The organism is Halorussus gelatinilyticus, assembly GCF_023238445.1.
Lineage (GTDB): Archaea > Halobacteriota > Halobacteria > Halobacteriales > Haladaptataceae > Halorussus > Halorussus gelatinilyticus.
Genome location: NZ_CP096658.1, coordinates 2335559 through 2360107, shown reverse-complemented (window position 1 = coordinate 2360107; position 24549 = coordinate 2335559). Strand labels below are relative to the sequence as shown.

25 protein-coding genes, 1 tRNA gene and 1 other RNA gene are annotated in these 24549 nt (G+C 65.4%); 10 read left to right on the top strand and 17 right to left on the bottom strand.

Annotated elements, in window-relative coordinates; translation table 11 throughout:
• Nucleotides 1-185: 185 nt before the first annotated feature.
• Complete coding sequence (locus M0R88_RS12135; protein ID WP_248653769.1) at nt 186-674, top strand: 50S ribosomal protein L11; 489 nt, start codon at nt 186-188, stop codon at nt 672-674.
• Between the two features lie 76 nt (nt 675-750).
• Here M0R88_RS12135 and M0R88_RS12130 read toward each other — a convergent pair whose 3' ends face one another.
• Entirely contained in the window at nt 751-1137 is a 387-nt protein-coding gene (locus tag M0R88_RS12130; RefSeq protein ID WP_248653768.1) for a DUF7344 domain-containing protein, read from the bottom strand.
• A gap of 204 nt (nt 1138-1341) precedes the next feature.
• Here M0R88_RS12130 and coaBC point away from each other — a divergent pair, with 204 nt between their 5' ends.
• Nucleotides 1342-2496: a bifunctional phosphopantothenoylcysteine decarboxylase/phosphopantothenate--cysteine ligase CoaBC gene (coaBC, locus tag M0R88_RS12125; protein ID WP_248653767.1), complete on the top strand. Its 1155-nt coding sequence runs from the start codon at nt 1342-1344 to the stop codon at nt 2494-2496.
• A gap of 134 nt (nt 2497-2630) precedes the next feature.
• Here coaBC and M0R88_RS12120 read toward each other — a convergent pair whose 3' ends face one another.
• From M0R88_RS12120 to mbhE, 9 genes are all read right to left on the bottom strand, one after another.
• Nucleotides 2631-3911 (bottom strand): chloride channel protein, encoded by a 1281-nt coding sequence (locus tag M0R88_RS12120; RefSeq protein WP_248653766.1) that lies wholly within the window; start codon nt 3909-3911, stop codon nt 2631-2633.
• Between the two features lie 55 nt (nt 3912-3966).
• Nucleotides 3967-4392 (bottom strand): universal stress protein, encoded by a 426-nt coding sequence (locus M0R88_RS12115; protein WP_248653765.1) that lies wholly within the window; start codon nt 4390-4392, stop codon nt 3967-3969.
• Between the two features lie 78 nt (nt 4393-4470).
• Entirely contained in the window at nt 4471-4815 is a 345-nt protein-coding gene (mnhG, locus tag M0R88_RS12110; protein ID WP_248653764.1) for a monovalent cation/H(+) antiporter subunit G, read from the bottom strand.
• 2 nt (nt 4816-4817) lie between these two features.
• On the bottom strand, nt 4818-5105 hold the full coding sequence (locus M0R88_RS12105) for an MrpF/PhaF family protein (RefSeq protein WP_248653763.1): 288 nt from the start codon (nt 5103-5105) through the stop codon (nt 4818-4820).
• Nucleotides 5095-5751 (bottom strand): Na+/H+ antiporter subunit E, encoded by a 657-nt coding sequence (locus M0R88_RS12100; RefSeq protein ID WP_248653762.1) that lies wholly within the window; start codon nt 5749-5751, stop codon nt 5095-5097. The genes M0R88_RS12105 and M0R88_RS12100 overlap by 11 nt, the downstream gene beginning before the upstream one ends.
• On the bottom strand, nt 5748-7391 hold the full coding sequence (locus M0R88_RS12095; protein ID WP_248653761.1) for a complex I subunit 5 family protein: 1644 nt from the start codon (nt 7389-7391) through the stop codon (nt 5748-5750). The genes M0R88_RS12100 and M0R88_RS12095 overlap by 4 nt, the downstream gene beginning before the upstream one ends.
• A complete protein-coding gene (locus M0R88_RS12090; RefSeq protein WP_248653760.1) occupies nt 7388-7732 on the bottom strand; it encodes a sodium:proton antiporter in 345 nt (114 codons plus the stop codon). Before M0R88_RS12090 ends, M0R88_RS12095 begins: the two co-directional genes overlap by 4 nt.
• On the bottom strand, nt 7729-8193 hold the full coding sequence (locus M0R88_RS12085) for an MnhB domain-containing protein (RefSeq protein ID WP_248653759.1): 465 nt from the start codon (nt 8191-8193) through the stop codon (nt 7729-7731). Before M0R88_RS12085 ends, M0R88_RS12090 begins: the two co-directional genes overlap by 4 nt.
• Nucleotides 8190-10568, bottom strand: coding sequence for a hydrogen gas-evolving membrane-bound hydrogenase subunit E (mbhE, locus tag M0R88_RS12080; RefSeq protein WP_248653758.1), 2379 nt, complete (start codon nt 10566-10568; stop codon nt 8190-8192). The genes M0R88_RS12085 and mbhE overlap by 4 nt, the downstream gene beginning before the upstream one ends.
• A gap of 148 nt (nt 10569-10716) precedes the next feature.
• Here mbhE and hpt point away from each other — a divergent pair, with 148 nt between their 5' ends.
• Nucleotides 10717-11283 carry a hypoxanthine/guanine phosphoribosyltransferase gene (gene hpt / locus M0R88_RS12075; protein ID WP_248653757.1) on the top strand — a complete coding sequence of 189 codons (567 nt, stop codon included), beginning with the start codon at nt 10717-10719 and terminating at the stop codon, nt 11281-11283.
• A 640-nt stretch (nt 11284-11923) separates the two neighbouring features.
• Here hpt and M0R88_RS12070 read toward each other — a convergent pair.
• The 3 genes from M0R88_RS12070 to M0R88_RS12060 all read right to left on the bottom strand — a co-directional run bounded on the left by M0R88_RS12070 (nt 11924) and on the right by M0R88_RS12060 (nt 13160).
• Nucleotides 11924-12214, bottom strand: a complete 291-nt coding sequence (locus M0R88_RS12070) for a hypothetical protein (RefSeq protein ID WP_248653756.1) — start codon at nt 12212-12214, stop codon at nt 11924-11926.
• Nucleotides 12215-12801: 587 nt separating this feature from the next.
• Nucleotides 12802-12875 (bottom strand) — tRNA-Arg (locus tag M0R88_RS12065).
• Nucleotides 12876-12890: 15 nt separating this feature from the next.
• Nucleotides 12891-13160, bottom strand: coding sequence for a Sec-independent protein translocase subunit TatA/TatB (locus M0R88_RS12060; protein ID WP_248653755.1), 270 nt, complete (start codon nt 13158-13160; stop codon nt 12891-12893).
• 282 nt (nt 13161-13442) lie between these two features.
• Between M0R88_RS12060 and M0R88_RS12055 the strand changes: the two genes are divergently transcribed.
• Both M0R88_RS12055 and M0R88_RS12050 read left to right on the top strand, forming a co-directional pair.
• The gene (locus M0R88_RS12055) at nt 13443-13907 is read left to right on the top strand and encodes a redoxin domain-containing protein (RefSeq protein WP_248653754.1); all 465 of its coding nucleotides are present in this window, start codon (nt 13443-13445) and stop codon (nt 13905-13907) included.
• Nucleotides 13908-14304: 397 nt separating this feature from the next.
• On the top strand, nt 14305-15132 hold the full coding sequence (locus M0R88_RS12050) for an HD domain-containing protein (protein ID WP_248653753.1): 828 nt from the start codon (nt 14305-14307) through the stop codon (nt 15130-15132).
• An 18-nt stretch (nt 15133-15150) separates the two neighbouring features.
• Here the strand turns inward: M0R88_RS12050 and M0R88_RS12045 are convergent, their stop codons facing one another.
• A complete protein-coding gene (locus tag M0R88_RS12045; protein ID WP_248653752.1) occupies nt 15151-16254 on the bottom strand; it encodes a glycosyltransferase family 4 protein in 1104 nt (367 codons plus the stop codon).
• Nucleotides 16255-16341: 87 nt separating this feature from the next.
• Nucleotides 16342-17370, bottom strand: a complete 1029-nt coding sequence (locus tag M0R88_RS12040; protein WP_248653751.1) for a glycosyltransferase family 4 protein — start codon at nt 17368-17370, stop codon at nt 16342-16344.
• Nucleotides 17371-17742: 372 nt separating this feature from the next.
• Here M0R88_RS12040 and M0R88_RS12035 point away from each other — a divergent pair, with 372 nt between their 5' ends.
• Both M0R88_RS12035 and M0R88_RS12030 read left to right on the top strand, forming a co-directional pair.
• Entirely contained in the window at nt 17743-18018 is a 276-nt protein-coding gene (locus M0R88_RS12035) for a ribonuclease P protein component 4 (RefSeq protein WP_248653750.1), read from the top strand.
• 935 nt (nt 18019-18953) lie between these two features.
• Nucleotides 18954-20228, top strand: coding sequence for an orc1/cdc6 family replication initiation protein (locus M0R88_RS12030; protein ID WP_248656702.1), 1275 nt, complete (start codon nt 18954-18956; stop codon nt 20226-20228).
• Nucleotides 20229-20309: 81 nt separating this feature from the next.
• Here M0R88_RS12030 and M0R88_RS12025 read toward each other — a convergent pair whose 3' ends face one another.
• Entirely contained in the window at nt 20310-21209 is a 900-nt protein-coding gene (locus M0R88_RS12025; protein ID WP_248653749.1) for a bile acid:sodium symporter family protein, read from the bottom strand.
• Between the two features lie 87 nt (nt 21210-21296).
• On the opposite strand from M0R88_RS12025, the gene M0R88_RS12020 reads away from it, so the two are divergent.
• The 3 genes from M0R88_RS12020 (at nt 21297) to M0R88_RS12010 (ending at nt 24088) form a co-directional block, all read left to right on the top strand.
• Nucleotides 21297-21542 carry a YhbY family RNA-binding protein gene (locus M0R88_RS12020; protein ID WP_248649278.1) on the top strand — a complete coding sequence of 82 codons (246 nt, stop codon included), beginning with the start codon at nt 21297-21299 and terminating at the stop codon, nt 21540-21542.
• On the top strand, nt 21542-22429 hold the full coding sequence (locus M0R88_RS12015; protein ID WP_248653748.1) for a mechanosensitive ion channel family protein: 888 nt from the start codon (nt 21542-21544) through the stop codon (nt 22427-22429). The genes M0R88_RS12020 and M0R88_RS12015 overlap by 1 nt, the downstream gene beginning before the upstream one ends.
• Before the next feature lie 285 nt (nt 22430-22714).
• A complete protein-coding gene (locus M0R88_RS12010; RefSeq protein WP_248653747.1) occupies nt 22715-24088 on the top strand; it encodes a zinc metalloprotease in 1374 nt (457 codons plus the stop codon).
• A gap of 142 nt (nt 24089-24230) precedes the next feature.
• Here the strand turns inward: M0R88_RS12010 and ffs are convergent.
• An RNA gene (ffs, locus tag M0R88_RS12005) (signal recognition particle sRNA) lies at nt 24231-24544 on the bottom strand.
• Between the last annotated feature and the right edge of the window lie 5 nt (nt 24545-24549).

The following is a 24549-nucleotide window of genomic DNA, read 5'->3' as shown; positions in this document are numbered from 1 at the left end:
GCGCCGACCACCTCCATCTGCCGCGCCGCCGCTTCGCGGTCCCTGCCGCGCAGCCGATTCGCGGTCTGCGCCACGCCGCCGACTCGTCACCCCGAACCGCAGGGGTGACCCGCCCTCCCACACCGCCGACACGGACACGATTGACTTAGCAAGTCTTAAAACCGCTCCGGAGTGTTCGTTTAGGTATGGCTGAGACGATAGAAGTACTCGTCCCCGGCGGGCAGGCGGACCCCGGTCCGCCTCTCGGTCCCGAACTCGGACCGACGCCGGTTAACGTACAGGAGGTCGTCAACGAGATCAACGACCAGACGGAGGCGTTCGACGGTACCGAAGTCCCCGTGACCATCACGGTCGAGGACGACGGTAGCTTCGACATCGAAGTGGGCGTCCCGCCGACGGCGGCGCTCATCAAAGACGAGGCCGGGTTCGACACCGGAAGCGGCGAACCCCAAGAGGATTTCGTCGCGGACCTCTCCATCGACCAAGTTCGGAAGATCGCAGAGCAGAAGTCGCCCGACCTGCTCGCCTACGACACCAAGAACGCCGCGAAGGAGATCGTCGGCACCTGCGCCTCGCTGGGCGTCACCATCGAGGGTGACGACGCCCGCGAGTTCAAGGAGAAGGTAGACGCCGGCGAGTACGACGACGTGCTGGTTGACGAAGCGGCGGCGTAACCCCGCACAGTTCTTCTTACTTCCTGCTTCCCGAGACTCGATAGCTGCCGGGCCGGCCAACGCCACCGACCGAGACTCAGATTTCGAGGGCGCGTTCGAGGTTGGTCGTTCGGGCGGCCCGGACCAGCGTCGGTTCGCGTTCGCGGGTCCGCTCCAGTAGCGGGTCGAGGTCCGAGGTCGTCTCGGTGAATTCGACGGTGCCTTCCTCGCGATCGTACTCGACGACGCCCGCGTCGTCCAGTTTCGGCAGATGGGCGTGGACGAGCGACGTCTCGACGGTATCGCGGTCGGGCGCGTCGTCGCCGTCGGTGGACTGCCACGCCGCGATGCGCCGGGCGAGTTCGGAGACGCTGGTCCGACCGTTTCGCTTCACGGTGTAGATGACCCCCCGACGCCGCGCGTCACGGAGGAGGTCGAAAGCCGCGCTTACGTCGATGTTCTCGGTTCCGGTTTGCTCCGACATACGAGAGTGTCCTGGTGCTACGGGTACATTAACGGGTGCGTCGGTTCCATCGGTTTCGACGCGTGCGTCCCGACCGTTGCAACTGTTTCAATGCGTGATTTCTATCTTTTAATATAGCGTGCGTGGTCCGTCCGAGGCGTCCGGCCGGTCTCGACCGACCGCAACCCGCACCTCTTTAACCTATCAGGAACCGAACGTCGGGTAATGCTCGCGGGAGTCAACGTCGCGCTCGGGGTAACCGGTAGCATCGCGGCGGTCAAAGTAGTCGAGCTGGCCCACGAACTTCGCCGTCGCGGGGCGTCGGTCCGGGCGGTGATGACCGACAGCGCGCAGGGTATCGTTCATCCGTGGGCGGTCGAGTTCGCCACCGACAATCCGGTCGTGACCGAGATTACGGGGAGCGTCGAACACGTCGAACTGTGCGGCCGCGAGGGGTGGGCCGACGTGCTGCTCGTCGCGCCCGCGACCGCCAACACCGTCGGCAAGATGGCCGGAGCCATCGACGACTCGCCCGTGACGACCTGCGCGACGACCGCGCTCGGTGCGGACGTGCCGGTCGTCGTCGCGCCCGCGATGCACGAACCGATGTACGACCATCCGGGCGTGCTGGAGGCCATCGACCGCGTGGAGTCGTGGGGTGTCGCGTTCGTAGAGCCCCGAATCGAGGAGGGGAAAGCCAAGATAGCGACCGAGGACGCCATCGCGCTCGACGTCGCGCGCGCCACCTCGCCCGACCGGTTCGAGGGCGCGAACGTCGTCGTCACCAGCGGCGCGACCAGCGAACCCATCGACCCGGTTCGAACCCTCACGAATCGCTCGTCGGGCAAGACCGGTCGGGCGGTCGCACGGGCGTGCTACGCGCTCGGCGCGGACGTGACGCTGGTCCACGACGGCGACGACGTACCCTACGCCGAAGTCGCGGAGGTCGAGACCGCCGCGGAGATGACCGAGGCGGTGCTGGACCGCGTCGAGGGCGGGGCCGCCGACGCGCTCGTCTCGGCCGCGGCCGTCTCGGACTACACCGTCGAGACCGCGGACGAGAAGATTCGCTCCGGACAGGACCTCACGCTCGACCTGACGCCGACGCCGAAACTCATCGACCGGGTGCGCGAGGCCGGTGACCTCCCCATCGTCGGGTTCAAGGCCGAGACCTCGGGCGACGACGAGGAGATGGTCGCCGCGGCCCGCGGGACGCTCCGCCGGGCGGCCCTCTCGTTCGTGGTCGCCAACGACGCCGGCGTGATGGGCGACGACCGGACCCGGACGCTGTTCGTCCGCGAGAACAGCACGCGCGAGTACGAGGGGACGAAAGACGAGTTGGGGTGGCAGGTCGCCGAGCAGTTGGCCGACGAACTGTAGCGCGACGGAGTTTCACTGGTCTCGCCGGATAAGCGGACGTTGTACCACGAATTTTCTCAGGACTGTCCCTGCATTCGTCCTCGGTTCGGAGCGTGAATCGAGCAGACGAGTAGGTGCACCTTCGGACCGCCGTACTAATCGTCGTTCGCGTAGAAGGCCGGTGCTTCGCTTCGCGGGGCCGCAACCTCCAGAAACTGGACGTTCGGACTCCCGACGAACGCCACCAAGCTGGCCAAAAATACGGGCGTGATGCTCGCACCGTTCGTCAGTGCAATCGCAATCAGCGCCGACGACAGGGGAGTTGCCGTCACTACCGAATTGAACGCCGCCATCCCGGCCAACATCCCGAACATCGGCGGGAGGCCCGGCACGACGAGTGCAGCCGCTTGGCCCACTAGCGCTCCCATGAACATGTGGGGAATGATGAGTCCACCGAGCCAGTTCCCGTGAATCGTGAGCGCCGCTGCAACCATGGTCCCTGCGAGGGTCAACAGCAGGACCTCCAACGAAAACGAGTTCGAGAGGAGGACGTTCATCTTCGAGCCACCGTAGAAGTAGGTCAGGGGAAGCGCGTATCCCAAGACGCCGATACCGAGGCCCGCCAGCGTCGTGCGGACGTACACTGCCGGAGACCACTCGTTGAAGAGACGCCCGATAACTGCGAACGAGTGCGTGTAGATGAACCCGAACGGAATGCAGATCAAACCGACTCCGATAGCAGCCGCCAAGTGCCACGGTTCGACCGGCATCAGCGAACTCGCTCGCCACGCCGGGAAGAGTTCCATCCCGCCTAGCAGGACTTCGGTGAGGTAACCCGCGAAACTCGCGATAAACGTCGGGACGATAGCTTCGTAGTACTCCAGTCCGCGCTTGTGGGGCAGTTCGAGCCAGAGGAGCGCCCCGCCGATCGGGGCTCCGAGAATCGTGCCGAATCCGGCCCCCATCCCTGCGAGCGTGAGGAGCTTCACCGAATTATCGAACTCGAACACCTCGGCGAACTTCGACCCAAACGAACCGCCGACGATGCTCATCACCCCTTCGGGGCCAGCGTTTTGTCCGGCGATCAATCCGATAAGACCGACCGGGATGACCGGTACGTTCTCGGCCATTTCGACTCGGCCCTCGCGGTGAAACTGTTGAACGAGCGCCGAGAGCGCTCCCGGATAGAACGTCGCGTAGAGGATTGCGCCGATGAAAATCCCCGCTGCCGTGCTGACGATAACCCGCCAGACGAGTCCGTCGAGAGTCGTCCAGAGCTGGTGTTTGAGTGCCAACCAGACGACTCGGAAGGTCGTAGCGACCACGCCGACGCAGATACCGAGTAGCGCAGCGACGAGCATCTGGTGATGGAGGTGATGCTCGTCGGTCCATCGAAGTACGGTAGAGAGTTGCCCCGAGGCGCTTTCAGAGGCCATTACGCGGCCGTAGTTGGCCAAGCGGAAGATACCTTACGTTCTCGTGACGAGGTTGCTACGACCGTTGCACGGCGACGACGGGCAGTTCGCCCACGCGAATCACGCGTTCAGTGACGCTCCCCATAACTACTCGGCCGACGCCCGACCGACCGTGGGTACTCATGACGATGAGGTCGATGTCGTGGTCGTCAGCGTAGGCGAGGATTTTCCGATACGGAGTGCCAACTTCGATAGCGCTCGTCACGGAGAGGTCACGGGTAGTGGCGTCCTCGACCAGTGGGGTGACGGCGTCGTGGCCGCGCGCTTCGAGCGTGTCGAGGCGCTCGTTGCCGCGCCCGACGATAGAAGTACTCTCGTTCTCGGGAACGACGTGGAGTACGTGCAGTTCAGCGTCGTATCGGTCGGCGTGGCTGTAGGCGTGCTCGGCGGCGGCTTCCGCCGCCTCGGAACCGTCGGTCGGGAGAAGCACGCGGTCGTACATGGGAACCGATTGTACGCGAACCCCCTTAAGACTCAGTACAGCGACAGTACGCGAACTCCAATACGGATCGAGTAGTTGTCAGTCCGACCGGGACTCGTCCGGTTCTTCGGGCCACTCGGCCTCCTGCCCGTAGAACGGCACGCCCATCTTCTGGGCCGACCGCGAGATGAGGTGCGCGCCGGTCGGAGCGGTCACGAACAGGAAGACGATGCCGACCAGCGAGGTCAGGCCCGCGCCCTCCGGACCGTAGTAGACGAACACCGCCAGCAGCATCGAGGAGGTGCCGAGCGTGGCCGCCTTGCTGCTGGCGTGCATCCGATTGTACACGTCGGGGAACCGAATCAGGCCGACCGTGCCGACCAGCAGGAAGAATCCCCCGACGACGACGAGCGCCGCGACGACGAGTTGGTGAATCGCGTTCATGGTTATTCGATGATGTCTCCTTCGACGACGTACTGGCTGACCGCGATGGTGCTGATGAACCCGATGATGGCCAGGACGAGGCTCACCGTGACGAACAGTCCCTCCCCGGTGGCGAGCGCGAACAGCGCCGCGATTGCGACGACGTTCGTGCCGATGGTGTCGAGCGCGACCACGCGGTCGGGGACCGTCGGTCCCTTGATGACCCGGTAGCCCGCGAACAGGGTGAGCGCGGCCACGAGTATCAGCCCGCCCGTCACGACCGGTTGCAGGAGCGGGGCCTCACTCGCCATCGGACTCACCTCCTCCATCCGAGTCGTCGCCCGGTCGGTCCGACCCGGCGTCGGAATCCACTTCCGGCCCGCCGTCGGCGCGCTCGCCGACGCGGGGTACGCCGGGGACCTCCGGTACGGGGTCGCCGGGCTTGCGCTCCTCGTCGAAGATGACCAGCGCGTAGTCCTCCCACGCGCGGATGGGTTCGAGGATCGCCTCTCGGTTCCGACCGGTGATGCCGTGGACGTACAGCGTGTTGGTCTCGTCGTCGTAATCCATGGTGAGTGTGCCGGGGGTCAGCGTGATGGAGTTGGCGATGGTCGTGATGGCGGCGTCGGTCTCGACTCGCAGCGGCACGACCACCACGTCGGGTTCGAGGGGCATGCTGGGCGCGAGGACGCGGTAGGCCACGTCCACGTTCGCGGTCAGCAGTTCCTTGAGGAACAGCGCGACGTAGATCCCCGCGTAGGGGAGCGCCCGGAAGTGGCGGCCGAGCGCTGTCCGCTCGGCGTAGAACCGCCGGAAGGCGAACGCGACCGGCAGACCGAAGGCGAGACCGATGAGGAACTCGCCCAGAATCGTGGCCGGGTCGAGCGCCACGCCGCGGACGAACAGCCACAACACCGCCAGCAGGACGCCGACGACCGGCCACTTTCGGGTCGTCACGAGTGACCACCTCCGCCACCGCCGGCTGTGCCGTTTTCGGCACCGCTACCGCCCCCGAGGACGGTATCGACGTACTCTTGGCGGTCGAGCGCGGCCTCCGCGCCGGCCTGTGCGGCCTGCATCACCACGTCGAAGCCGACGCCGAGGACCGCGATAGCGAGCGCCATCGCGACCACGACGGCGACCAGCGTGAGCTTGGTCTCGCCGTGCTGGACGAGCAGGGACGGTTCGCCCCAGAAGCCGCGGTTCCACGCCCGCGAGAAGTACGCGATGGTGAGTATCGCGCCGAACAGCGCGACCGCGAGGGCAATCGTCGAGCGGGCCTGCCCCGCCGCGTCGAACACCAGCATCTTCCCGAAGAAGCCCGACAGCGGCGGGATGCCGATGAGTGCCAGCGCGCCGACGAAGAAGCCGCCCGAGAGCCACGGCGCGGACTCCGAGAGACCGCCGAGGTCGGGGAACTGCTCGGTGCCGACCGCGTCGTACACCGCGCCGCTGGCCATGAAGAGCAGGCTCTTGGCGAAGCCGTGGTTCAGCGCGTACACCAGCGCCGCGGAGACGCCCAGCACGCGAATCGACTCGTCGGTCGCGGTCGCGGCGATGGCCAGCGGCAGGACGATGAACCCGACCTGTCCGATGGACGAGTACGCGAGCAGCCCGTCGATGTCGTCGCGGCCGACCGCGCCGAGACCGCCGACCACGATGCTCGCGGCGGCCATCAGGAACAGAATCGGCCCGTAGAACGCGAGCAGGGCGCTCCCGCCGTCGGGGACCGACAGGCCGGGGAGCGAGAGGTCTCCGAGCGCGGCCGCGCCGAACACCGTGAAGTACACCCGGATGATGGCGTAGACGCCGACCTTCTTGACGACGCCCGCGAGCATCGCCGAGACCGGGGCGGGCGCGGCGCGGTAGGCCGCGGGCACCCAGAACTGGAACGGCGCGAGACCGGCCTTCAGCGCGAACACCGCGAACAGGAGCGCCGAGAGGCCGAGGACCGGGGCGACGCCGCCGTCCGCGAGGCCGTACGCGGCGGGGTTCGCCACGCGCCGCGAGAGGTCGGCCATGTTGAGCGTCCCGGTGGTCGAGTAGAGTCCGCCGATGGCCAACAGCATGACCGCGCTCCCGACCAGATTCAAGACGACGTACTGGAGCGCCGCGCGAGTGTGTTCCGGACCGCTGTAGAACACCACGAGGACGTAGCTCGACATCAGCATCACCTCGAACCAGACGAAGAGGTTGAAGATGTCGCCCGTGAGGAACGACCCCGTGACGCCGACCAGCATGAAGTGGTACAGCGGGTGGTACGAGACGCGCTGGCCGAACGTATCGACGTACGCCGCCGAGAACACCAGCGCGGCGAGCGCGACGACCGACGAGAACGCCAGCATGAACGCCGACAGCGAGTCGGCGACCAGCGTGATGCCGAACGGGGCCTGCCAGCCGGACAGCTGATAGCTGAAGACGTTCGTCGCGCCCAGCGGGTCCACCTTCGAGACCAGCCACGCGACCGCGCCGACGTAGCCCGCCCCGCCGAGCAGACTCAGCGTCATCTGCGTCCGAGCGAACCGTCGAGTCAGCAGGGTCGCTATCGCCGTGACGAGCGCGACAAGGAGCGGCGCGATGACGAACTGCCCGCTCACGCTTTCTCACCCAGTTCCAGCAGGTCGATAGTGCCGTGTTCCTCGTACACCCGGTAGGTCAGCACGAGCGCGAACGCGGTCGTGCCGAAGCCGATGACGATGGCGGTCAGCACGAGCGCCTGCACCAGCGGGTCCGTGACGCCCGCACCGTGGCCGCCGCCGTGCCCGCCGAGGATGGGGACGCTCCCCGAGAGGCCGCCCATCGTGACGAGGTAGACGTTCGCCGACTGGCTGATTATGGTGACGCCCCAGACGACCCGGACCACGTCGCGGCGCAGGACGAGGAACGTCCCCAGCGCGAACAGGACGCCCAGCACGCCCGCGAGGACGAACTGCGTCATTCGCTTCCCACCACCGCGAGGATGGTCAGGAGCGCTCCGACCACGACGAAGTAGACGCCGAGGTCGAACGCGAGTGCGCTCGCCACGTGCAGTTCGCCGTAGATGGGCAGATGGTGGAGGACCCAGAAGTCCTGATAGAGGAAGTTCGACCCGAACAGGATGGGTACCAGTCCCGCGACCGCGGCGACCGCGAGTCCGACGCCGAAGGCTATCTGGTAGTTCCCGACGATGCCGTGCTGAATGGACTCGATGATGGTCTCGCGGTTCTGGTGGAGCAGTTCCTCTTCGAGGTAGTCCAGCCCGTAGATGACGTATATCAGCGCGAACGCCGTCACGGTCAACACCCCGCCGATGAACCCGCCACCGGGGAGGTTGTGGCCCTGCAACAGCAGGGCGACGGCGGTCACGAGGATTATCGGTACGACTGTGCGCGTGACCGTTCGTGCGATGACCGTACTCATTGAGTCTCACCTCGTTCACGCATGGCGACCAGCGTCAGCACCGAGAGGGCGGCCATTGCGACCACCGAAATCTCGCCCATGGTGTCGAACGCCCGGAAGTCCACGAGGATGACGTTGACGATGTTGTGGCCGCCCGCCTCCTCGACCGTCACCGCGGGGTCGGTGAAGAAGTTCGCGATGGAATCGTCGGGCGACGCGGCCGTCGAGACCAGCACGGTGACGAACACCGTCGCGCCGACGACCGCGGACAGCACGCCGTCGCGAAGCATCTTCCCGCGGCCCGCGTTCCCGTAGAACGCCGGGAGTCTGTCGAGGACGAGCAGGAAGATGACCAGCGTGAGCGTCTCGACGACTAACTGGGTCAGCGCGAGGTCCGGGGCCGACGCGAGAACGTAGAACACCGCGACCATGAACCCGAGAATCGAGAGGGTCAGCACGCCCGAGATGTGCGAGGGCGCGAGCGACACCGCGACCGCGCCGACGATGGCGACGCCCAGTACGAGCGCGATGGGGACCGTAACGGCGAACCCAGTGAAATCCGGGAGTGCGACGCCCGATGCGGCGTATCCGGCGAGCGCGAGCGCCGCGACCGAGGCCATCGCCCACGTCGCGTAGGTCCGGAGAAGGCCGTTCTGGACGGTCTCGGCGGCGGTGTCGCTGAAGTCGTTCAGGCCGAAGACCGTCGAATCGTAGTACCAGTTCGCGCGCAGGAGGTCCACGTCGGTAATCCGGTTCACGCCGCGGTGAAGCCGGTCGTAGAACGGGTAGGCGGCCGCGCCGAGGGCGATGGTCACCGCGCTCATCGCCACCGCGGGCGTGATGTGGGTCGGGACGTGGTAGCTGAAGCCGCCGTGGAGGTCGGCCTCGGGCGCGACCGTGCTGGCCCAGACCTCGGTCACGAAGTGGTCGAACGGCTCGAAGTGGAATCCGAACGTGCCGAGGACGCCGCCGACGCTGACCAGCGCCGCCAGAATCCCGAGCAGGAGCGGCGGCGCGAGCATGGCTTTGGGCGGCGAGTGGACCTTGTGGAGGCCCGTGGGCTTCTCGCCGAAGAACAGCATCAGGAACCGGATGGAGTAGAGGAACGTGAAGACGCTCCCGAAGACGGCCACCACGGGGTAGAGCCACGCGAGACCGCCCGCGTGCGTCGCCGTCTCCCACGCCGCCTCGAAGAGGAGTTCCTTCGAGTAGAAGCCGTTGAACGGCGGCACCCCGGCCATCCCGAGCGACGCGACGGCCGCGATTGCGGCGGTGATGGGCAGGTCGTCTTTCAGCCCGCCCAAGTTGTCTATCTTCCGGGTCCCGGCCTCGTGCGCGATGATACCCGCGACGAGGAACAGCGCGGCCTTGAACGTCGCGTGGTTGATGATGTGGAACGCGCCGGTCTCGCCGCCGAGGTCCGAGACGAAACCGAACCCGGCGACGATGAGTCCGAGGTGGCTGGCGGTCGAGTACGCCAGCAGTTCCTTGATGTCGGTCGCGCCGACCGCGAGGATGGCGGCGACGGTCATCGTCGTCAGCCCGAGGACGGCGAACGCGACTTCCCACTCGTGGCTGACCAGCACGGGTCGGAAGCGCCCGAGCAGGTAGACGCCCGCCTTGACCATCGTCGCCGAGTGGAGGAACGCCGAGACCGGCGTGGGTGCCTCCATCGCGTTCGGCAACCAGATGTGGAGCGGGACCTGCGCGGACTTGGCGGCCGCGCCGACCCCGATGAGACCGAGGACGGGCAGGAACAGCCCGGCCTGTCGGAGTTCCTCCTGCACGAGTTCGGGGTTCTCCAGCATGTAGACGATGCTGAACTCGCCCGTGACCGCGTGGAGCAACAGGAATCCCACGAGCATGAACAGGCCGCCCGAGACGGTGATGAGCATCGACTTGCGGGCGGCGTACTGCGAACTCTTCTGGCGCTGGTAGTGACCGATGAGGATGAACGACGAGAGGCTGGTCAGTTCCCAGAACACGAACAGTGCGATGAGGTCGGCGGCGAACGCCACGCCGAGCATCGACCCCATGAACGCGAGCAGCGCCGCGTAGTACTTCGGCTGGCCCGGTTCGCCGTGCATGTACCCGCCCGAGTAGGTCAGGATGAGCACGCCGACGCCGCTGGCCAGAAAGCCGATCAGTAACGAGAGGCCATCGACGTAGAAGCTCACCGAGACCCCGAGCGAGGGAATCCACGGGAAACTCACGGTGCCGTGGGTGCCGTACTGGCTGGCCACGAGTCCGAAGCAGGCCAGCGCGACCGCGGCCGCGAAGTACGCGGTGCGCTCGCCCAGCGCGCGGTAGACGAGCGGCACCAGCGCGGCCGCTACGAACGGCAGGAACACGACGGCGAGGACCGCCGACGCTGCCGGGTCCGGTGTCGGTTGCACATCCGAGAGTGACTTCGGACCGGACTTAACAGTTCTCAAATCGGGGTCGGGAGCGAATTGCGTGAGTTCAGTTACACTACATCGAGAACCACCCGCACAGCGCCGCGATATACCGTCACCTTTTATTGCCGTGTCGAGTACCTCCGACATGGATAAGCTGAAGCAGTCTCTGCTCGACGCGCCGATCATCGAGAAAGACGGCTATCACTACTTCGTCCACCCCATCAGCGACGGGATTCCGGTTCTCGAACCCGGACTGCTCCGAGAAATAGTCATCCAGATTATCCGAAAGGCGGAGCTGGAGGACGTGGACAAGATCGTCACGCCCGCGGCGATGGGCATCCACATCTCGACCGCGGTCTCGCTGATGACCGACATCCCGCTGGTCGTCATCCGCAAGCGCGAGTACGGACTGGAGGGCGAGGTCGCGCTCTCCCAGCAGACGGGCTACAGCGAGAACGAGATGTACGTCAACAACGTCCACGAGGGCGACCGGGTACTGCTGCTGGACGACGTTCTCAGCACCGGCGGCACGATGAAGGCCATCACGGAAGCGCTCGAACACATCGGCGCGGACGTGGCCGACGTGGTCGCGGTCATCAAGAAGGAGGGACCGAACGAACTGGACGACACCGACTACGACGTGAAGACGCTCATCAACGTGGACGTGCAGGACGGCGAAGTCGTCATCACCGACGAACACGGCGACGGGTAGCGTTACTGAGCTCCTTTTCATCGACGTTTTGCAAGCGAGCGCCGAGGGCGCTCGCGCAGGAAAAGGTCGTCGTCGAGACGCTCATCAACGTGGACGTGCAGGACGGCGAAGTCGTCATCACCGACGAACACGGCGACGGGTAGAGCGGTCCGCCGAGCCGAACCTCGCGTTTCGTAATCGAACTCTCTTTCTTCGACGATTCGCGCGCGAGCGCCGCCGGCGCTCGCGCGGAAACCGTTCGGGAGTCGTCGTGTCGAAGGCTACCGAAACTGGTGGACTCGACGCTCGACGAGTGTCCGCTTCGATGACTACCCGACGGAACCGTAGCGAAGCCGCGAGAGCCGCGTTTTCGCGCGTTCGATGGGTGAGAATCTCCCCCGCATGTGTATGTGTATGATTATCCGAGTAGATTAATATTCGGCCGGCACGTTCGAAGAATTACGATGTACGTAGTCTCTCAGACGCGGACCGGACGCACAGCAACCGACGTGAAACGCGGTCGAGTCCACCGACGCGACACCCAGTTCGCGTTCCTGTAGTCGGCGACGATTCGACGCGTTTCGAACGGCGGAGAACGAGATTCATTTTTCGAACGGCGAAACACCCGATAGCGACGAGAGCAATCCCTACCGGCGAGGAATCAGTCCGAACGCAGCGTCTCGAACGCCGGAACGCGGTCGAAGAGACCGAGGGTCACGGACGGCGAGCGCAACGCGGCGATGGCCGCCCAGAGGATGCCGGTCACGAACGACCCGGACGCCGAGAACGCCATGCCCATGCTGTAGAAACTCGCGCCGTAGACGACGCCGAGCGCCGCCGACGGCAGACTCGTCCCGAGCGGAACGCGAGCTGTGCGGTCGGTCAGCGTCGGCGCGAGGAAGACGATGGAGAAGACGCTTCCGACGAGGAAGACGAGGTCTTGCCAAATCACGATACCACCTGTGTCGATTGGAGAGCCGCGGTCATCACTACTTCGTAGAGCGGTTACGGGTGTAACGCTGACCCGTATATTCATACGACCGAACGGCGCGGAAGGGTTCGATAACTAGCGCTGAGACGTGGTGTCGTGGTTCGGGGGCTTCCGATTCCGACCGCCGCAGGCGCACGGGGCGTCGTTTCCGCGCGAGTCGGTCGAGCGAGAGCGCAGACTGCGTACTGTCGGACCGAATACGAATGCGAAGGAATATAATAATCAATATCTAAACCAACTACTTCTGTTTCAAGCAACTATTTTTGTTTCTCCATTGTCGAGGATGCAGAATCCCGTAACGGTACGGTCGTCATCGCGGAACATTGCGGTCGCAGGAGCAGGCCGTTCGTCACGGGGATTCCACCGTGCGCGAGGAGCGATAGCGCGGCGCGAACGCCGTTCCGGGCTGTGATTCGCAGGGTTCGTACCCGCACGCTTCGTTTTCGGTCTCGCGGTGCTCGCCACGAGAACGGGCGTGACGGGAGTGAGCAAACGCGTTTGTTTGCGAACTACGTCACGCCCGCTCGGCTGAGCGAAGCGAAGTCGAGCGGGCGTGACGGGATTCGAACCCGCGGTCAGAAGGTTAGGAACCTCCTGCCCTAATCCACTAGGCCACACGCCCCGCAAAAGAGGTGAGTTATTCGCTGCCAGCGTCGCCGGTGCTGGTGTCCGTCTCGGTCACCGGTTCGCTGTCAGTGTTGAGCGATTCCGTGGTGCCTTCCTGCATCTCCTGGAGCTCTTCTTCGACTTCTTGACGCCCTTTCTTGAATTCGCCCATCGCTTCACCGGTCGAGCGGGCGAGCTTCGGAATCTTGTTCGCGCCGAACAGCAGGACGGCGATGAGGAGGATGACCATCATCTCCATCCCGCCGGGCACGGGTCCGAACAGTGGAATCATCTGTACCATCTCTACCTGAGGATAACTGATTCTGGACTATAGGCTTTTTGCTCGTTGTGCGACGGTGAGAACCGGCCGAACGCGTCCGTAGCGACCGGTAAATACGATTCGAGGTCCCGTTTCGGCGGGAACTCGGCGTGCGCGGCGCGAACGCCGTCCGACTCCGGAGCCAGCCGGACCTCTCGCAGAAACCGACCGGACTGACACGGACTCGACAGGTGGTGTCACGTTCGGCGTCCGTCGCGGGATTCGGAACTGTCTTTTCGCCGACGCACCTACGCCCGGACGCACATGGTCGAAATCGGAGACGACGCACCGGATTTCGCTGCACCGCTCGCAAACGGCGACGTAGAGGAGTTCACGCTCTCGGAGAACTTGGACGAGGCACCCATCGTCCTCGCGTTCTTCCCCGGCGCGTTCACCGGGGTCTGCACCACCGAGATGGCCACGTTCGAGGAGAACTTGGACGACTTCGAGGACGCGACCGTCTACGGCGTCAGCGTGGACGCACCGTTCTCGCTCAACGAGTTCCGCGACCAGCAGGACCTGAGTTTCGGTCTCGTCAGCGACTCCAACAAGGAGATTATCGACGACTACGACGTCGAGATGGACTTCGCGGACATGGGGTACTACGGCGTCGCCAAGCGAGCCGTCTTCGTCGTGGACGGCGACGGCGAAGTCACGTACAAGTGGGTCAGCGACGACCCCGGCGTCGAGCCCGACTACGAGGAAGTCGCGGACGCGGCGGCCGAATAAGCACGGGTCGCTCTCGGCGGGGGTTCTCGAAGTTCGGTCGCCGGGAGACGGTGACTCCACCGCCTCGCACTGCACCGCAACCGCGCCCCGAACCGTCCAACACCTCGCTGAACGTAGCGAAGCGACGACTCGGAAGACGCGAGTCGAACGGTGCAGTAGAGTTGTCTTCCGGCGTGCGTCTGCGCTCGCGCTCGTGCGTAACCGCGCGAGCGCGAGCGCAGGCGCAGCACGTTCTGTAGTCGGCGAGGGTTTCTGCAGTCGGCGGGGGTTCACGGGACTCGTTGTCGGCGGCGATTCGCCCACCCGTGGACGCTCGAAGCCGAACTCGGGATTGGTAGTTCGCCGACCGAAATTCGCTTAGCCGAGACTTTTTTCGGCTCGGGCACGACTATCCGGTATGAGCGAACCCGAGACCGAACAAGCGGACGACGAGAGTCGTACCTACGACCCCGACGCCGACCACGCCTTCCCCGACGAGCGACTCAACGAGGTGCTGGAGTTCGTCCACGATGACCCCGAGATTCAGGCCTACCTCGACGCCCAGAACGTCAACCCCGTCGTCCGGAAGGGGTACAACGACCACGGGCGCAAGCACATCTCCATCGTCCGGAACCGCGCGCTGGGTCTGTACGACCTGCTCAAGAAGGGCGGCATCGAGTTCAACGGCGCGTCCGAACAGGGCCTCGACGAGGCCGACGAGAGCGTCATCGTCGCGCTGGCGGCGACCATCCACGACATCGGTCACGTCGTCCACCGCGACGAACACGCCTACTGGTCGATTCCGCTCGCCGCCGACTTGCTGGACCGCATCCTCCCCCAGTTCGACTTCTACGACACCGAGGAGGTCGTCCGCGTCAAGGGCGAGGTCCTCCACGCGATTCTCTGTCACCACACCGAGGAGGACCCGCTGACGACCGAGGCGGGCGTCGTCCGCGTCGCCGACGCGCTCGACATGGAGAAGGGCCGGTCGCGCATGCCCTACGAGAAGGGCGGCCGGGGCATCGACACCGTCTCCAGTCAGGCCATCCAGCGCGTCTCGCTGCGACAGGGCGACACCGTGCCCGTCCTCGTGGAAATAGAGATGTTGAACGCCGCGGGCGTCTATCAGATCGACAACCTGCTGAAGGCGAAACTCCGCGACTCGGGACTCGAAGACGACATCCGTATCGTCGCGGTCAACATCCGCGACGGCGAGAACAACCTCGTGGAACGCGTCGAACTGTAGAACTTCAGCGCAAGACGGTCATCGGATGCGGTCGTACACGTCCTGCAACTTATCGACCGCGTGTTCGACGCTCACCTCGTCGCGCCGGGCCAGACAGCGTTCGCGCAGGTCGTCGCGCTCGTCCAGCGTCCGGCGAATCGCGTCGCAGAAGTCCTCGATGTCGCCGCTCTCGTAGTGATAGCCGGTCTCGCCGTGGTCGATGGTGCCGGCCAGCGCGCCCGCGTTCGCGCCCACGACGGGCGTCCCGCAGGCGTTGGCCTCTAGCGCGACCAGTCCCTGCGTCTCGACCGGACTCGGGAACGCGAAGACGTCGAGCGCGCTGTAGAACGCGGGCATCTCCTCGCGGTCGAGGAACCCGAGAAACCGCGCGTCGGCACCGAGCTTTTCGGCTTGCTCCTCCAAGTCCTCGCGGGCCGGACCGTCGCCACCGAAGACGACCGTCACGTCCATGTCGGCCGCGGCCGCGACGAGTTCCGCGAGGCGCTTCTCGTAGCCGTGTCGCCCGGTGTAGCCTATCAGGGGGCGCTCGCCCCGGAGGTCGTGGCGCGCGAGGAACTCGTCGGTCTCGACGGGCCGGAACCGCTCGGTGTCGATGCCGTTGGGCACGACTTCGACGGGCGTGTCCACGCCGACCTCCGACTTCAGGTGGTCGCGCGTCGCCGCGGAGGGAGCGAGTACCGCGTCGGCCCGGCCGTAGAACCACCGCTCGTAGGCTTCGGACACCCGGCCGACCAGCGACGCGATGGAATCGGTCGGCGAGATGTACTCGGCGTACTCGCTGGTCGGGGTGTGATAGGAGGCCACGAGCGGCACGTCCTTCTTCCGGGCGAGGCGCAGGCCGCCGACGCCGATGTTGAACGGCGTGTGGGCGTGGACGACCTCGGCGTCTCGGACCGCCTTCGGCACCTTCGGCGTGCCGACGTGGAAGCCGTCGTAGAACGGCAACGGGAGGCTCCCGACGGGATGCTCGCCGTCGTTCGGCCGGTGGCCGTCGGCGTTGGGGTAGACCACGTCCATCCGGCCGCCCGCCCGTTCCCACCGCTCGCGCCACGACGCGATGGTGTACGTCACGCCGTTGACCGTCGGCAGATAGGTGTCGGTGAACGCGGCGACCTGTTCCATTGTTGGCCACTTTGGTAACCGGTAGTTAAGTACTTTTGAAGTTCGCTCACGGCCGAGCGTCGGGGATGAGCCGTCGAAAGCGAGCCGTCACGCCAGCTGTTGATACAGTGACACGAGGTTCTCGCCGACGGCGTCGAGTTCGAACTCGCGGCTCTTCTCGGCGGCGTTGGCTCCCAACTCCTCGCGCAGGTCGGGGTCGCGCAGTCGGTCCAGCGCGTCGGCGAACTCGTCGGCGGCCGTCGCGGCGTCGGCCGACTCGTTACTGGCTTTGAGGCAGTGGGTACCGTCGTCCAGCCAGTCGTAGGTCGGGATGTCGCGGATGACCAGCGGTTTGCCACAGGACATCGCTTCGAGCAGGGCGATGCCCTCGTTCTCGTTCTTGCTCGGCCAGAAGAACGCGTCGCCCGCGGCGAACGCGCCTTCGATGTCCTCGACGTAGCCCGTGAACTGGCAGTTGTCGGGCGCGCTCTCGACGAGTCGCTTGGTGTCTCTGCTCTTGAGGAAGCGGTCGAGTTCCCCGCCCGCCGGGTTGAGGTAGCCGAACCAGACGAAATCGAGGTCCGGCATCGCGCGGGCGGTCTCCACGAAGGCCTCCAGTCCCTTGCGCTTGATGACGTGGCCGACGTTGAAGACGACCGGCGGGTCGAGGTCGTAGCGGTCCAGATACGTCTGGCGGAGGTCCGCGTCGTCGTACCCCGCGACCTTCTCGGGGTCGAACCCGTTGCTGATGACGGTCTTGGGCGCGTCGGCGTACTCCTCGATGACGCGGCGGTTGTGTTCGGAGGGACAGACGAGGTGGTCGGCCAACGAGTAGGCGTAGCGCAGGTAGGGCTTCATCGGCTTGGCGAGGACGTTCGAGAACGCGAAACTCTCCTCGAAATCCTCGGCGGTCTGGTGGGTGTGGACGAGGACCGGAACGTCGGCGCGCTGCGCCCGTTTGGCGTAGTATAGCGACTTCGGCCCCATGTTGTTGAGGTGAAGTAGGTCGGCGTCGAGAGTCGGTTCGGCGGTGTACTCGATGCCGTGTCGGTCCATGATCTTGCGCTGGTTGTCCACCGACTGGGCGTGCCCGCCCGTGATGTACTCCTCCCACTCGAAGTAGTGACTCACTTTCATCGTCGTAGTCGATCCTCTCGTCGCTCTCGTGGTCGAACTCCTCGCCGTCGGATTCTCGCACCGAGAGACCCAATTTCGGGACTGTACGGCCGTGTCACTGTCCGAGCGATGCGTCGGCCGCGACAAAACCCTACCGGAACGGCGTGACCCCGAACGATTCGAACGCGGAGGCGTCAGTTCGCTACGTCTAAGCAGGTTTCCGTGAGCCGGAGCGCCGAATGATGGAAGGGTCAGGGTCTAGTCGATTCCAACAAGGAGAAACCAAAAACTATATTAGTCGTACCGAGAATTACCCCCTTGGGGCAACACAGGAACCTTCTATCCTTGTCCTGTCTCGCCCCGGAAACCCCCCACCCCCCATTCCCATACTTCATGACGATAGCCGAAGAGCGCATCGAGCGACTCGCCTCGCTCGCCCGCGACGCCGCCGCGGAGTGTCACGACGACCGCGCCAGAGATTACGTTCGCCTCGCGCGCAGACTGGCCGAGCGCAACCGAATTTCGCTCCCGAAGGAGTTCAAGCGATTCACCTGCGACGTCTGCGACGTCTACCTCCGACCGGGGAAGAACGCCCGCGTCAGATTGCAGGACGGCCACGTCGTCGTCACCTGCGACTGCGGCGAACAGGCGCGGTACCCCTACGAGTGACCGTCTGCGGGACCAGCGCGGAGACACCTCTATCGATTTGTAATCGGCACTGGGGAGAGATTCAGTTACACACCTCTATCGAAGTGTTCGGTCGGTAGGCGGTGAGCAGTGGACGAGTCGCGCTTCCGACTGCTCGGGTTCGTGGACACGTCTATCGAAGTGTGTCGAACGGAGCGAGGGTATCGAACGGCCGAAGACGAGGGACGGGCACCTCTATCGAAGTGTTTCAGTGTCGAGCCTGAGGTGGACAGTCAGCGTCTGACGGCGAAAGTCGGTCAAAACTCTGCTTCCCTTTCGTTTCTTTCCTCCCTCTTTCTTTTCGACTTCGCTAGATAGACAGAACACATCGAACACTTCGATAGGGGTGGGTGTGAGTTCTGCGTAAGGAGGTGTACGTACCGTTCTACAGACCTCGTGAGTGCGTCTAATCGGCGACCTCACCGACATACCGGCGGCGAATCTCCGAACCCCCTGCGAACGATACCTCTCCCACCCCTCCACCCCTCCCAGAACACTTCGATAGAGGTGTGTCTCTCTCGAACGAACGTTCGACCCCCGGTCGAGACGACCGACCACGCCTCCCGCATCGAACACTTCGTCAGCACCGCGCGAGATGTCGAACGAAGAGCGCGGAGACCGCCGAATCCGGTATCGTAGTCGAACGTGCGGGGTGAACACACTTCGATAACGGCAAGGTTTAATGCGAGGAACGAGATGCCCGAAGCATGGATTCTGACGCCTCAGTGGGACCTACCGAAGAGGGGGACGCTTCTCTCCGCGACGCCGAGAGCGGTTCACACTCCAGCGACTCGCAGGGGGCAGCGACGGACGCCGACGCGACGAAAGACACCGACCCCGACGAGAAGAGAGCCGCGACCACCGCCGAGCGAGTAATCGACGCCGAAGCAGAGAAGGGGTCGAAGTCCATCGAGGAGATGCTGCTGGACTTCGACGAACAGCAGTCACTCATCCGGAACCGGTCGCTGCTCAACCCGAACGAGGTGGTCGAAGAGGAGCGCATCGTCGGCCGGGACGAGCAGTTGACGCAGGTCACGAAGATGCTCCGGGTCGCCATCGGCGACAACCGCCCGCCGAACCTCTTTCTCTACGGTCCCTCGGGAACGGGGAAGTCGCTCATCATCAACGCGGTCTGCGAGAACATCGGTCGGCTCTGCGACAGTCGGGGCATTCGGTTCGGCGTCGTCGAGATGAACTGCCAAGACATCGGGACGCTCGGGTCGGCAGTCTACGAACTCGCCATGAAGGTCGCCGACGAAGCTGGCGTCCCGGTCGAAGTGCCACAGCACGGCGTCTCGACCAAGGAGAAGTGGCGGGAACTCTACCGACTGGTCAACGAGAACTACGATACGGTCGTCTTCGTCCTCGACGAACTCGACATGCTCGTCGGGCGGCGCGACAAGGACCAACCCGCCTTCTCCCGACTGCTCTACCAACTGTCGCGCGCCGGGTCGAGCAACGACATCACCGCGCAGGTCTCCATCGCCGCGATTACGAACGACACGAAGATGCTCGAATCGGTCGGGAGCAGGGCGCTGAGTTCGTTCACGCCCGAGGACGTTCACTTCGACGACTACGACGCCAACCAACTGCGTGCCATCCTCCGCCATCGGGAAGACGCCTTCCACGACGACGTGTTGCAGGACGACGTGATTCCGCTCGCCGCCGCGTTCGCCGCGCAGAACCACGGTGACGCCCGGAAGGCCATCGACCTGATGCGCGTGGCGGGCGACCTCGCGGAACGTGAGGGGGCCGACAGAGTGGGCGAACAGCACGTCCGGAAAGCACAGGACAAGGTCGAACGCAACCGCGTCCTCGAAGTGACGCGCGGCATCAGCACCCAGAAGAAGCTCTGTCTCTACGCCACGGCCGCAGTCGCCGACGAGGCCGGGAACAGCTCCGCTCGAAGCACGACCGGTTATCAGGTCTATCGCTTCCTCACGGACGCACTCGACGCCGACCAGTACCACCAAGAGACCTACGTGAACAAGATGAAGGAGCTGACGACCTACTCCATCGTGGAGTCCGAGCGCAAGAGCCACGGTCCCTCCTCCGGGATGTTCATCGAGTTCACGTTCAACGAGCAACCCGAGACCATCATGGAGACGCTCGGCGAGGACTCGCGGCTCGGCGACCTGTCGAGCGACGAGGTGACGGCGGTGGTCCGCGCGCAACTCTCGACCGACGGATAGGCCGAGCGGTTTCTCTCGGCCGCCGCGACGACACCGGTGAAGCTATCCGCTGAAGCTACCCGGCGAAGCCGCCTGTCGAAACTACCCGGCGAATTGCCGCGCGAGAAACGCGCTGGTCGCCATTTCTACGATACCGAACAGCACGGCCGGGAGCGACGCACTCGTGGGAAACCCCGCCGCGGTCACGAGCGCCGCCGCGACCGCGAAGTCTCGCATCCCGACCGAGAGGGTGCCGGCGACGCGAACCGGAGCGTCCGCCGACCGCGTACCGACCCATCCGAGCGCGTAGCCCGCGAGGTTGACCGCGAGCGCACCGACCCCGACCGAGAGGAGCAGCCCCGTCTCGGCCCGAATCAGGTCGGCGTTCGCCGCGGTGACGCCGCCGATGACGACGACCACCATGACCGCCGAGACGGTCGTGTAGTACTCGTCGTACCGGCCGACGCGGACGGTCCATCGCGTCCGCGCGCCGACCGCGACTGCCATCGGAGCGACGACCGCGACCGCCAGACTCTCGGCGATGCGCCAGCCGTCGATTTCGAGGCCCGCGCCGAGCAACGCCGCGACCGCCAGCGGCGTGAACAGCGTGCTTCCGACGCCGATGACGACCAGCGCGGTCGAGGCGAGCGCGATGTCGCCGTCCGCGAGCGCGGTCATCGTCGGCGTCACCAGTTCGGGCGTGACCGCACCGAGCAGGACGAACCCCGCGGTCAGACCGGGCGAGAGACCGAGGGCGCGGGCGACGCCGAACGCGACCACCGGCATGGCGGCGTGGCCGAGGAGGATGCGGGCGAGCGCCGACCGGTCCACCGACAGGAACCCCGACGCCGAGAGCGTCAGCGAGACGCTGCCGACCATGACCGCGAGAATCGGGGTCGAGAACCGGGCGACGACGGCAATCTCGGGAACCGCCACCCCGAGCGCGACCGCCAGCAGCACCCACCCGAACAGATAGTCGTCCACGAGACGCGTCGCTCTCATCGAGCGGCGATTGGGCCACGCGCGGCAAAAGCCCGCCGACCGTGCCGGTGCAAGCCCTTTAAGGCGGTTCGCTTCCCAAACGCAACCATGACCGACGAAGACCTCCGGAAGCAGGCCCACGACCTCGACGTGACCGTCTGGGTCGGCAAGTCCGGAATCGACGCCGTGACCGACGAACTCGCCGACCAACTCGCCGACCGCGAACTCGTGAAGGTCAAGTTCCTCCGGGCGGCCCGCGGCGGCACCACGACCGACGAACTCGCCGAGGAACTCGCCGAGCGAGTCGACGCCGACCTCGTGGAGACGCGCGGGAACACCGCGGTGCTGCACTGATGGTCGAGGCGCTACCTTTCTTGGAGCGTCTCCTCGGCGACACGGGCTACGCGCTGGCCGTCACGAAGGCACTCTACTTCGTCGTCTCGTTCGTCGCCATCTACGTCCTCGGACGTCTGACCGTGATTCCGCTCGCCGGACGGTTTCTCGACCGGCGCAACCTCGACAATCACGCCAAGAAACCGCTGGTCAAACTCACGAAGTTCGCCGTCGTGTTCGTCGCAGTCACGGTGGCGTTCGGCTTCGCCGACTACGGCAACTTCCTGACCGCGCTGGCGACTATCGCGGCCGCGGCGACGCTCGCTATCGGGTTCGCCATGCAAGACGTCATCGCCAACTTCGTCGCTGGCGTGTTCATCTACACCGACAAGCCGTTCAAAATCGGCGACTGGGTCGAGTGGGACGGCGGCAGTTACTCCGGCGTCGTGGAGGACATCGGCCTCCGCGTGACCCGCGTCCGGACCTTCGACAACGAACTGCTGACGGTGCCCAACTCCCAACTGACCGACGGCGTCATCAAGAACCCCGTTGAGGGCGACCGACTCCGCCTCAAATTCCTGTTCGGCATCGGCTACGACGACGACATCGACGAGGCGACCGAAATCATCGTCGAGGAGGCCGAGGCCCATCCCGACATCATGGACGACCCCGCGCCCTCGGTCCGACTGACGGAACTCGGCGACTCCTCGGTAGGCCTCCAGTCGCGAATCTGGATTTCCGACCCCTCTCGCGGTGACTACGTGAAGACCCGCGGCGAGTACGTCACCGCCGTCAAGGAGCGCTTCGACGCGGCGGGCATCGACATCCCGTATCCGAACCGGACGCTGGAAGGCGGCCTCGAACTGACGAACGTCGAGGGGATGGTCGAAGCGACGGGCGACGACTGAGGCGACCCTGCGCCGTTCTACTTCTCCGCGATGCGGCCGCACACCGACAGCGTCGGCGTCGGCGGGCGGTGACGGCGATGCCGACACCGGTCGCGCGCCGAAAACGACAGCGGCCGACGCCCCGCCCGTTCAAGGGAGAAAGGCAACCTATAAATGGTGGATTCGAGATGCTGCCACTTGCATGGCACGCGAGCGGTTGGAGAATCCTCCCCCCCGAGTAACGGTTAGTAGCAACACTCCCGGTAACGAAGCGCCCTCCCCGCCGAACCACGGTGGTCCGCCGCGATGAAGTCCGCCGTAGCGGTGGTCGCCGCGGTATGCGTAGTCGCCGGTGTAAGCACCGGCGCGCTGGCGTACCTCGGCGACGGCGACGGCCTCTCGACGGCCGACGAACTGCTGGGACCGACCGACTTGACCGCCGCCGACACCGACGGCGACGGACTCGCCGACGGCGTCGAAGTGAACGACCGCGCGACCGACCCGACGGTCGCCGACGCCGACGCGGACGACTTGAACGACGGCCGCGAGGCCGCCGCGGGAACTGACCCGATGGTCGCCGACACCGACGGGGACGGACTCGCGGACGGCGTCGAACTGTCGGCCGAGACGAATCCGGTCGGCGCGGACACCGACGCGGACGGTCTGGACGACGGTCCCGAGGTCAACGAGTACGGGACGGCCCCCGACGATTCGGACACCGACGGCGACGGCTTGGCCGACCGCGAGGAAGTCACTGCGCGGAGTACGAACCCCGCGCAGGCCGACACCGACGCGGACGGACTCGGCGACGGTGCCGAGGCGAACCAGCGTCCGACGAGTCCCACCGAGAGCGACACGGACAGTGACGGACTGGCCGACGGTGCCGAAGTGAACGACCGCGCGACCGACCCGATGGTCGCCGACACCGACGGCGACAACCTCGACGACGGCCCCGAGGTCAACGAGTACGGGACGGCCCCCGACGATTCGGACACCGACGGCGACCGGTTCCGCGACGGCATCGAAGTCCGGGCCGGGTCGGTGCTGTCGGCCACCGACCCCCTCCGCAAGGACGTGTTCCTCGAGCTCGACTACATGCGAGGAACTACCGTGCCGGAGGAGAAACTGGAGAAAGTCGAACGAGCGTTCGCGAACGCCCCCGTCGAGAACCCCGACGGGTCGCGCGGCATCTCGCTCCACGTCAACGTCAGCGACTCGCCGGTCGCGCCGACTCCCAACACGTCGCTGGCGGACTACGCCCGCACCTACTATCGGTCGGAGTACGACACGCGAGGGTACGGCTACTACCACGCGCTCCTCGTGCGGGAAATCCCCGACTTCGGCGCGGGCAACCGGGTCGGCCTCACCTCGATCGGCATCGACGGGATGATAATCGAGGACCGCCCGAGCCGAGTCCGAGTCGCGAAGACGGTGATGCACGAACTCGGTCACAACCTCGGCCTGCATCCGGGCAAGTACCGCGGCATCGACTCCTACGCGATGAAACCCAAGCAGTATCCGAGCGTGATGAACTACCACCGACTCGGCCCGTGCGACTGTAACTACTACTTCTCGGACGGGTCGAACTCGCCGGGCGACTTCGACGACTGGGCGCACATCGCGTCGTCGCTCGACGAACGGGCACCGAACGCGAGCGCGGCGTCGTCGCTCGTCGGGTAGTCTCCGACGGCCGCCGAGTCCCTCTCGCGGAATCCGAAACGGAACCACGACCCACTCGCTTCTCTCGGTAGAGCGTCTCGATTAGAACGCGTCGGTCCGACTCAGCGAACGCTGGTGAGCGTAGCGTCGGAACGACAGTATGAGTGTGGACGCCCGAATTTGCCCGGCGTTCCGTGCCGGGGAATCCCGGTCGCGTCCTCCACCCCGCAACCCTACGAGCGACAGATGTCCAATGGCCCGCTGCTCGCTTCCGCGCCTGACGGATTACCATCGGCTAACTCCGACTGCGGCACTCCTGCGAGTGCCCGCCGAAGACCGCTGTCCCCGCAGGACGAGGCTTCGAAGTCGGCTTCCGGGGCCCGGCACGGTCTGACCGGACGCCTCCGGGGTTCGGTCCCCGCTAAAGGCCATAGTGCGGGTGGAGAGCAGGACCTAACTGCCCGACCTAGTCCATCTCGAAG

Excerpts from the sequence above, each read along its gene's own strand:
- M0R88_RS12135 (WP_248653769.1), top strand. The coding sequence starts at position 186 with ATGGCTGAGACGATAGAAGTACTCGTCCCCGGCGGGCAGGCGGACCCC.
- M0R88_RS12130 (WP_248653768.1), bottom strand. The coding sequence starts at position 1,137 with ATGTCGGAGCAAACCGGAACCGAGAACATCGACGTAAGCGCGGCTTTC.
- coaBC (WP_248653767.1), top strand. The coding sequence starts at position 1,342 with ATGCTCGCGGGAGTCAACGTCGCGCTCGGGGTAACCGGTAGCATCGCG.
- M0R88_RS12120 (WP_248653766.1), bottom strand. The coding sequence starts at position 3,911 with ATGGCCTCTGAAAGCGCCTCGGGGCAACTCTCTACCGTACTTCGATGG.
- M0R88_RS12115 (WP_248653765.1), bottom strand. The coding sequence starts at position 4,392 with ATGTACGACCGCGTGCTTCTCCCGACCGACGGTTCCGAGGCGGCGGAA.
- mnhG (WP_248653764.1), bottom strand. The coding sequence starts at position 4,815 with ATGAACGCGATTCACCAACTCGTCGTCGCGGCGCTCGTCGTCGTCGGG.
- M0R88_RS12105 (WP_248653763.1), bottom strand. The coding sequence starts at position 5,105 with ATGGCGAGTGAGGCCCCGCTCCTGCAACCGGTCGTGACGGGCGGGCTG.
- M0R88_RS12090 (WP_248653760.1), bottom strand. The coding sequence starts at position 7,732 with ATGACGCAGTTCGTCCTCGCGGGCGTGCTGGGCGTCCTGTTCGCGCTG.
- M0R88_RS12085 (WP_248653759.1), bottom strand. The coding sequence starts at position 8,193 with ATGAGTACGGTCATCGCACGAACGGTCACGCGCACAGTCGTACCGATA.
- hpt (WP_248653757.1), top strand. The coding sequence starts at position 10,717 with ATGGATAAGCTGAAGCAGTCTCTGCTCGACGCGCCGATCATCGAGAAA.
- M0R88_RS12060 (WP_248653755.1), bottom strand. The coding sequence starts at position 13,160 with ATGGTACAGATGATTCCACTGTTCGGACCCGTGCCCGGCGGGATGGAG.
- M0R88_RS12055 (WP_248653754.1), top strand. The coding sequence starts at position 13,443 with ATGGTCGAAATCGGAGACGACGCACCGGATTTCGCTGCACCGCTCGCA.
- M0R88_RS12050 (WP_248653753.1), top strand. The coding sequence starts at position 14,305 with ATGAGCGAACCCGAGACCGAACAAGCGGACGACGAGAGTCGTACCTAC.
- M0R88_RS12045 (WP_248653752.1), bottom strand. The coding sequence starts at position 16,254 with ATGGAACAGGTCGCCGCGTTCACCGACACCTATCTGCCGACGGTCAAC.
- M0R88_RS12040 (WP_248653751.1), bottom strand. The coding sequence starts at position 17,370 with ATGAAAGTGAGTCACTACTTCGAGTGGGAGGAGTACATCACGGGCGGG.
- M0R88_RS12035 (WP_248653750.1), top strand. The coding sequence starts at position 17,743 with ATGACGATAGCCGAAGAGCGCATCGAGCGACTCGCCTCGCTCGCCCGC.
- M0R88_RS12030 (WP_248656702.1), top strand. The coding sequence starts at position 18,954 with ATGCTGCTGGACTTCGACGAACAGCAGTCACTCATCCGGAACCGGTCG.
- M0R88_RS12025 (WP_248653749.1), bottom strand. The coding sequence starts at position 21,209 with ATGAGAGCGACGCGTCTCGTGGACGACTATCTGTTCGGGTGGGTGCTG.
- M0R88_RS12020 (WP_248649278.1), top strand. The coding sequence starts at position 21,297 with ATGACCGACGAAGACCTCCGGAAGCAGGCCCACGACCTCGACGTGACC.
- M0R88_RS12015 (WP_248653748.1), top strand. The coding sequence starts at position 21,542 with ATGGTCGAGGCGCTACCTTTCTTGGAGCGTCTCCTCGGCGACACGGGC.
- M0R88_RS12010 (WP_248653747.1), top strand. The coding sequence starts at position 22,715 with ATGAAGTCCGCCGTAGCGGTGGTCGCCGCGGTATGCGTAGTCGCCGGT.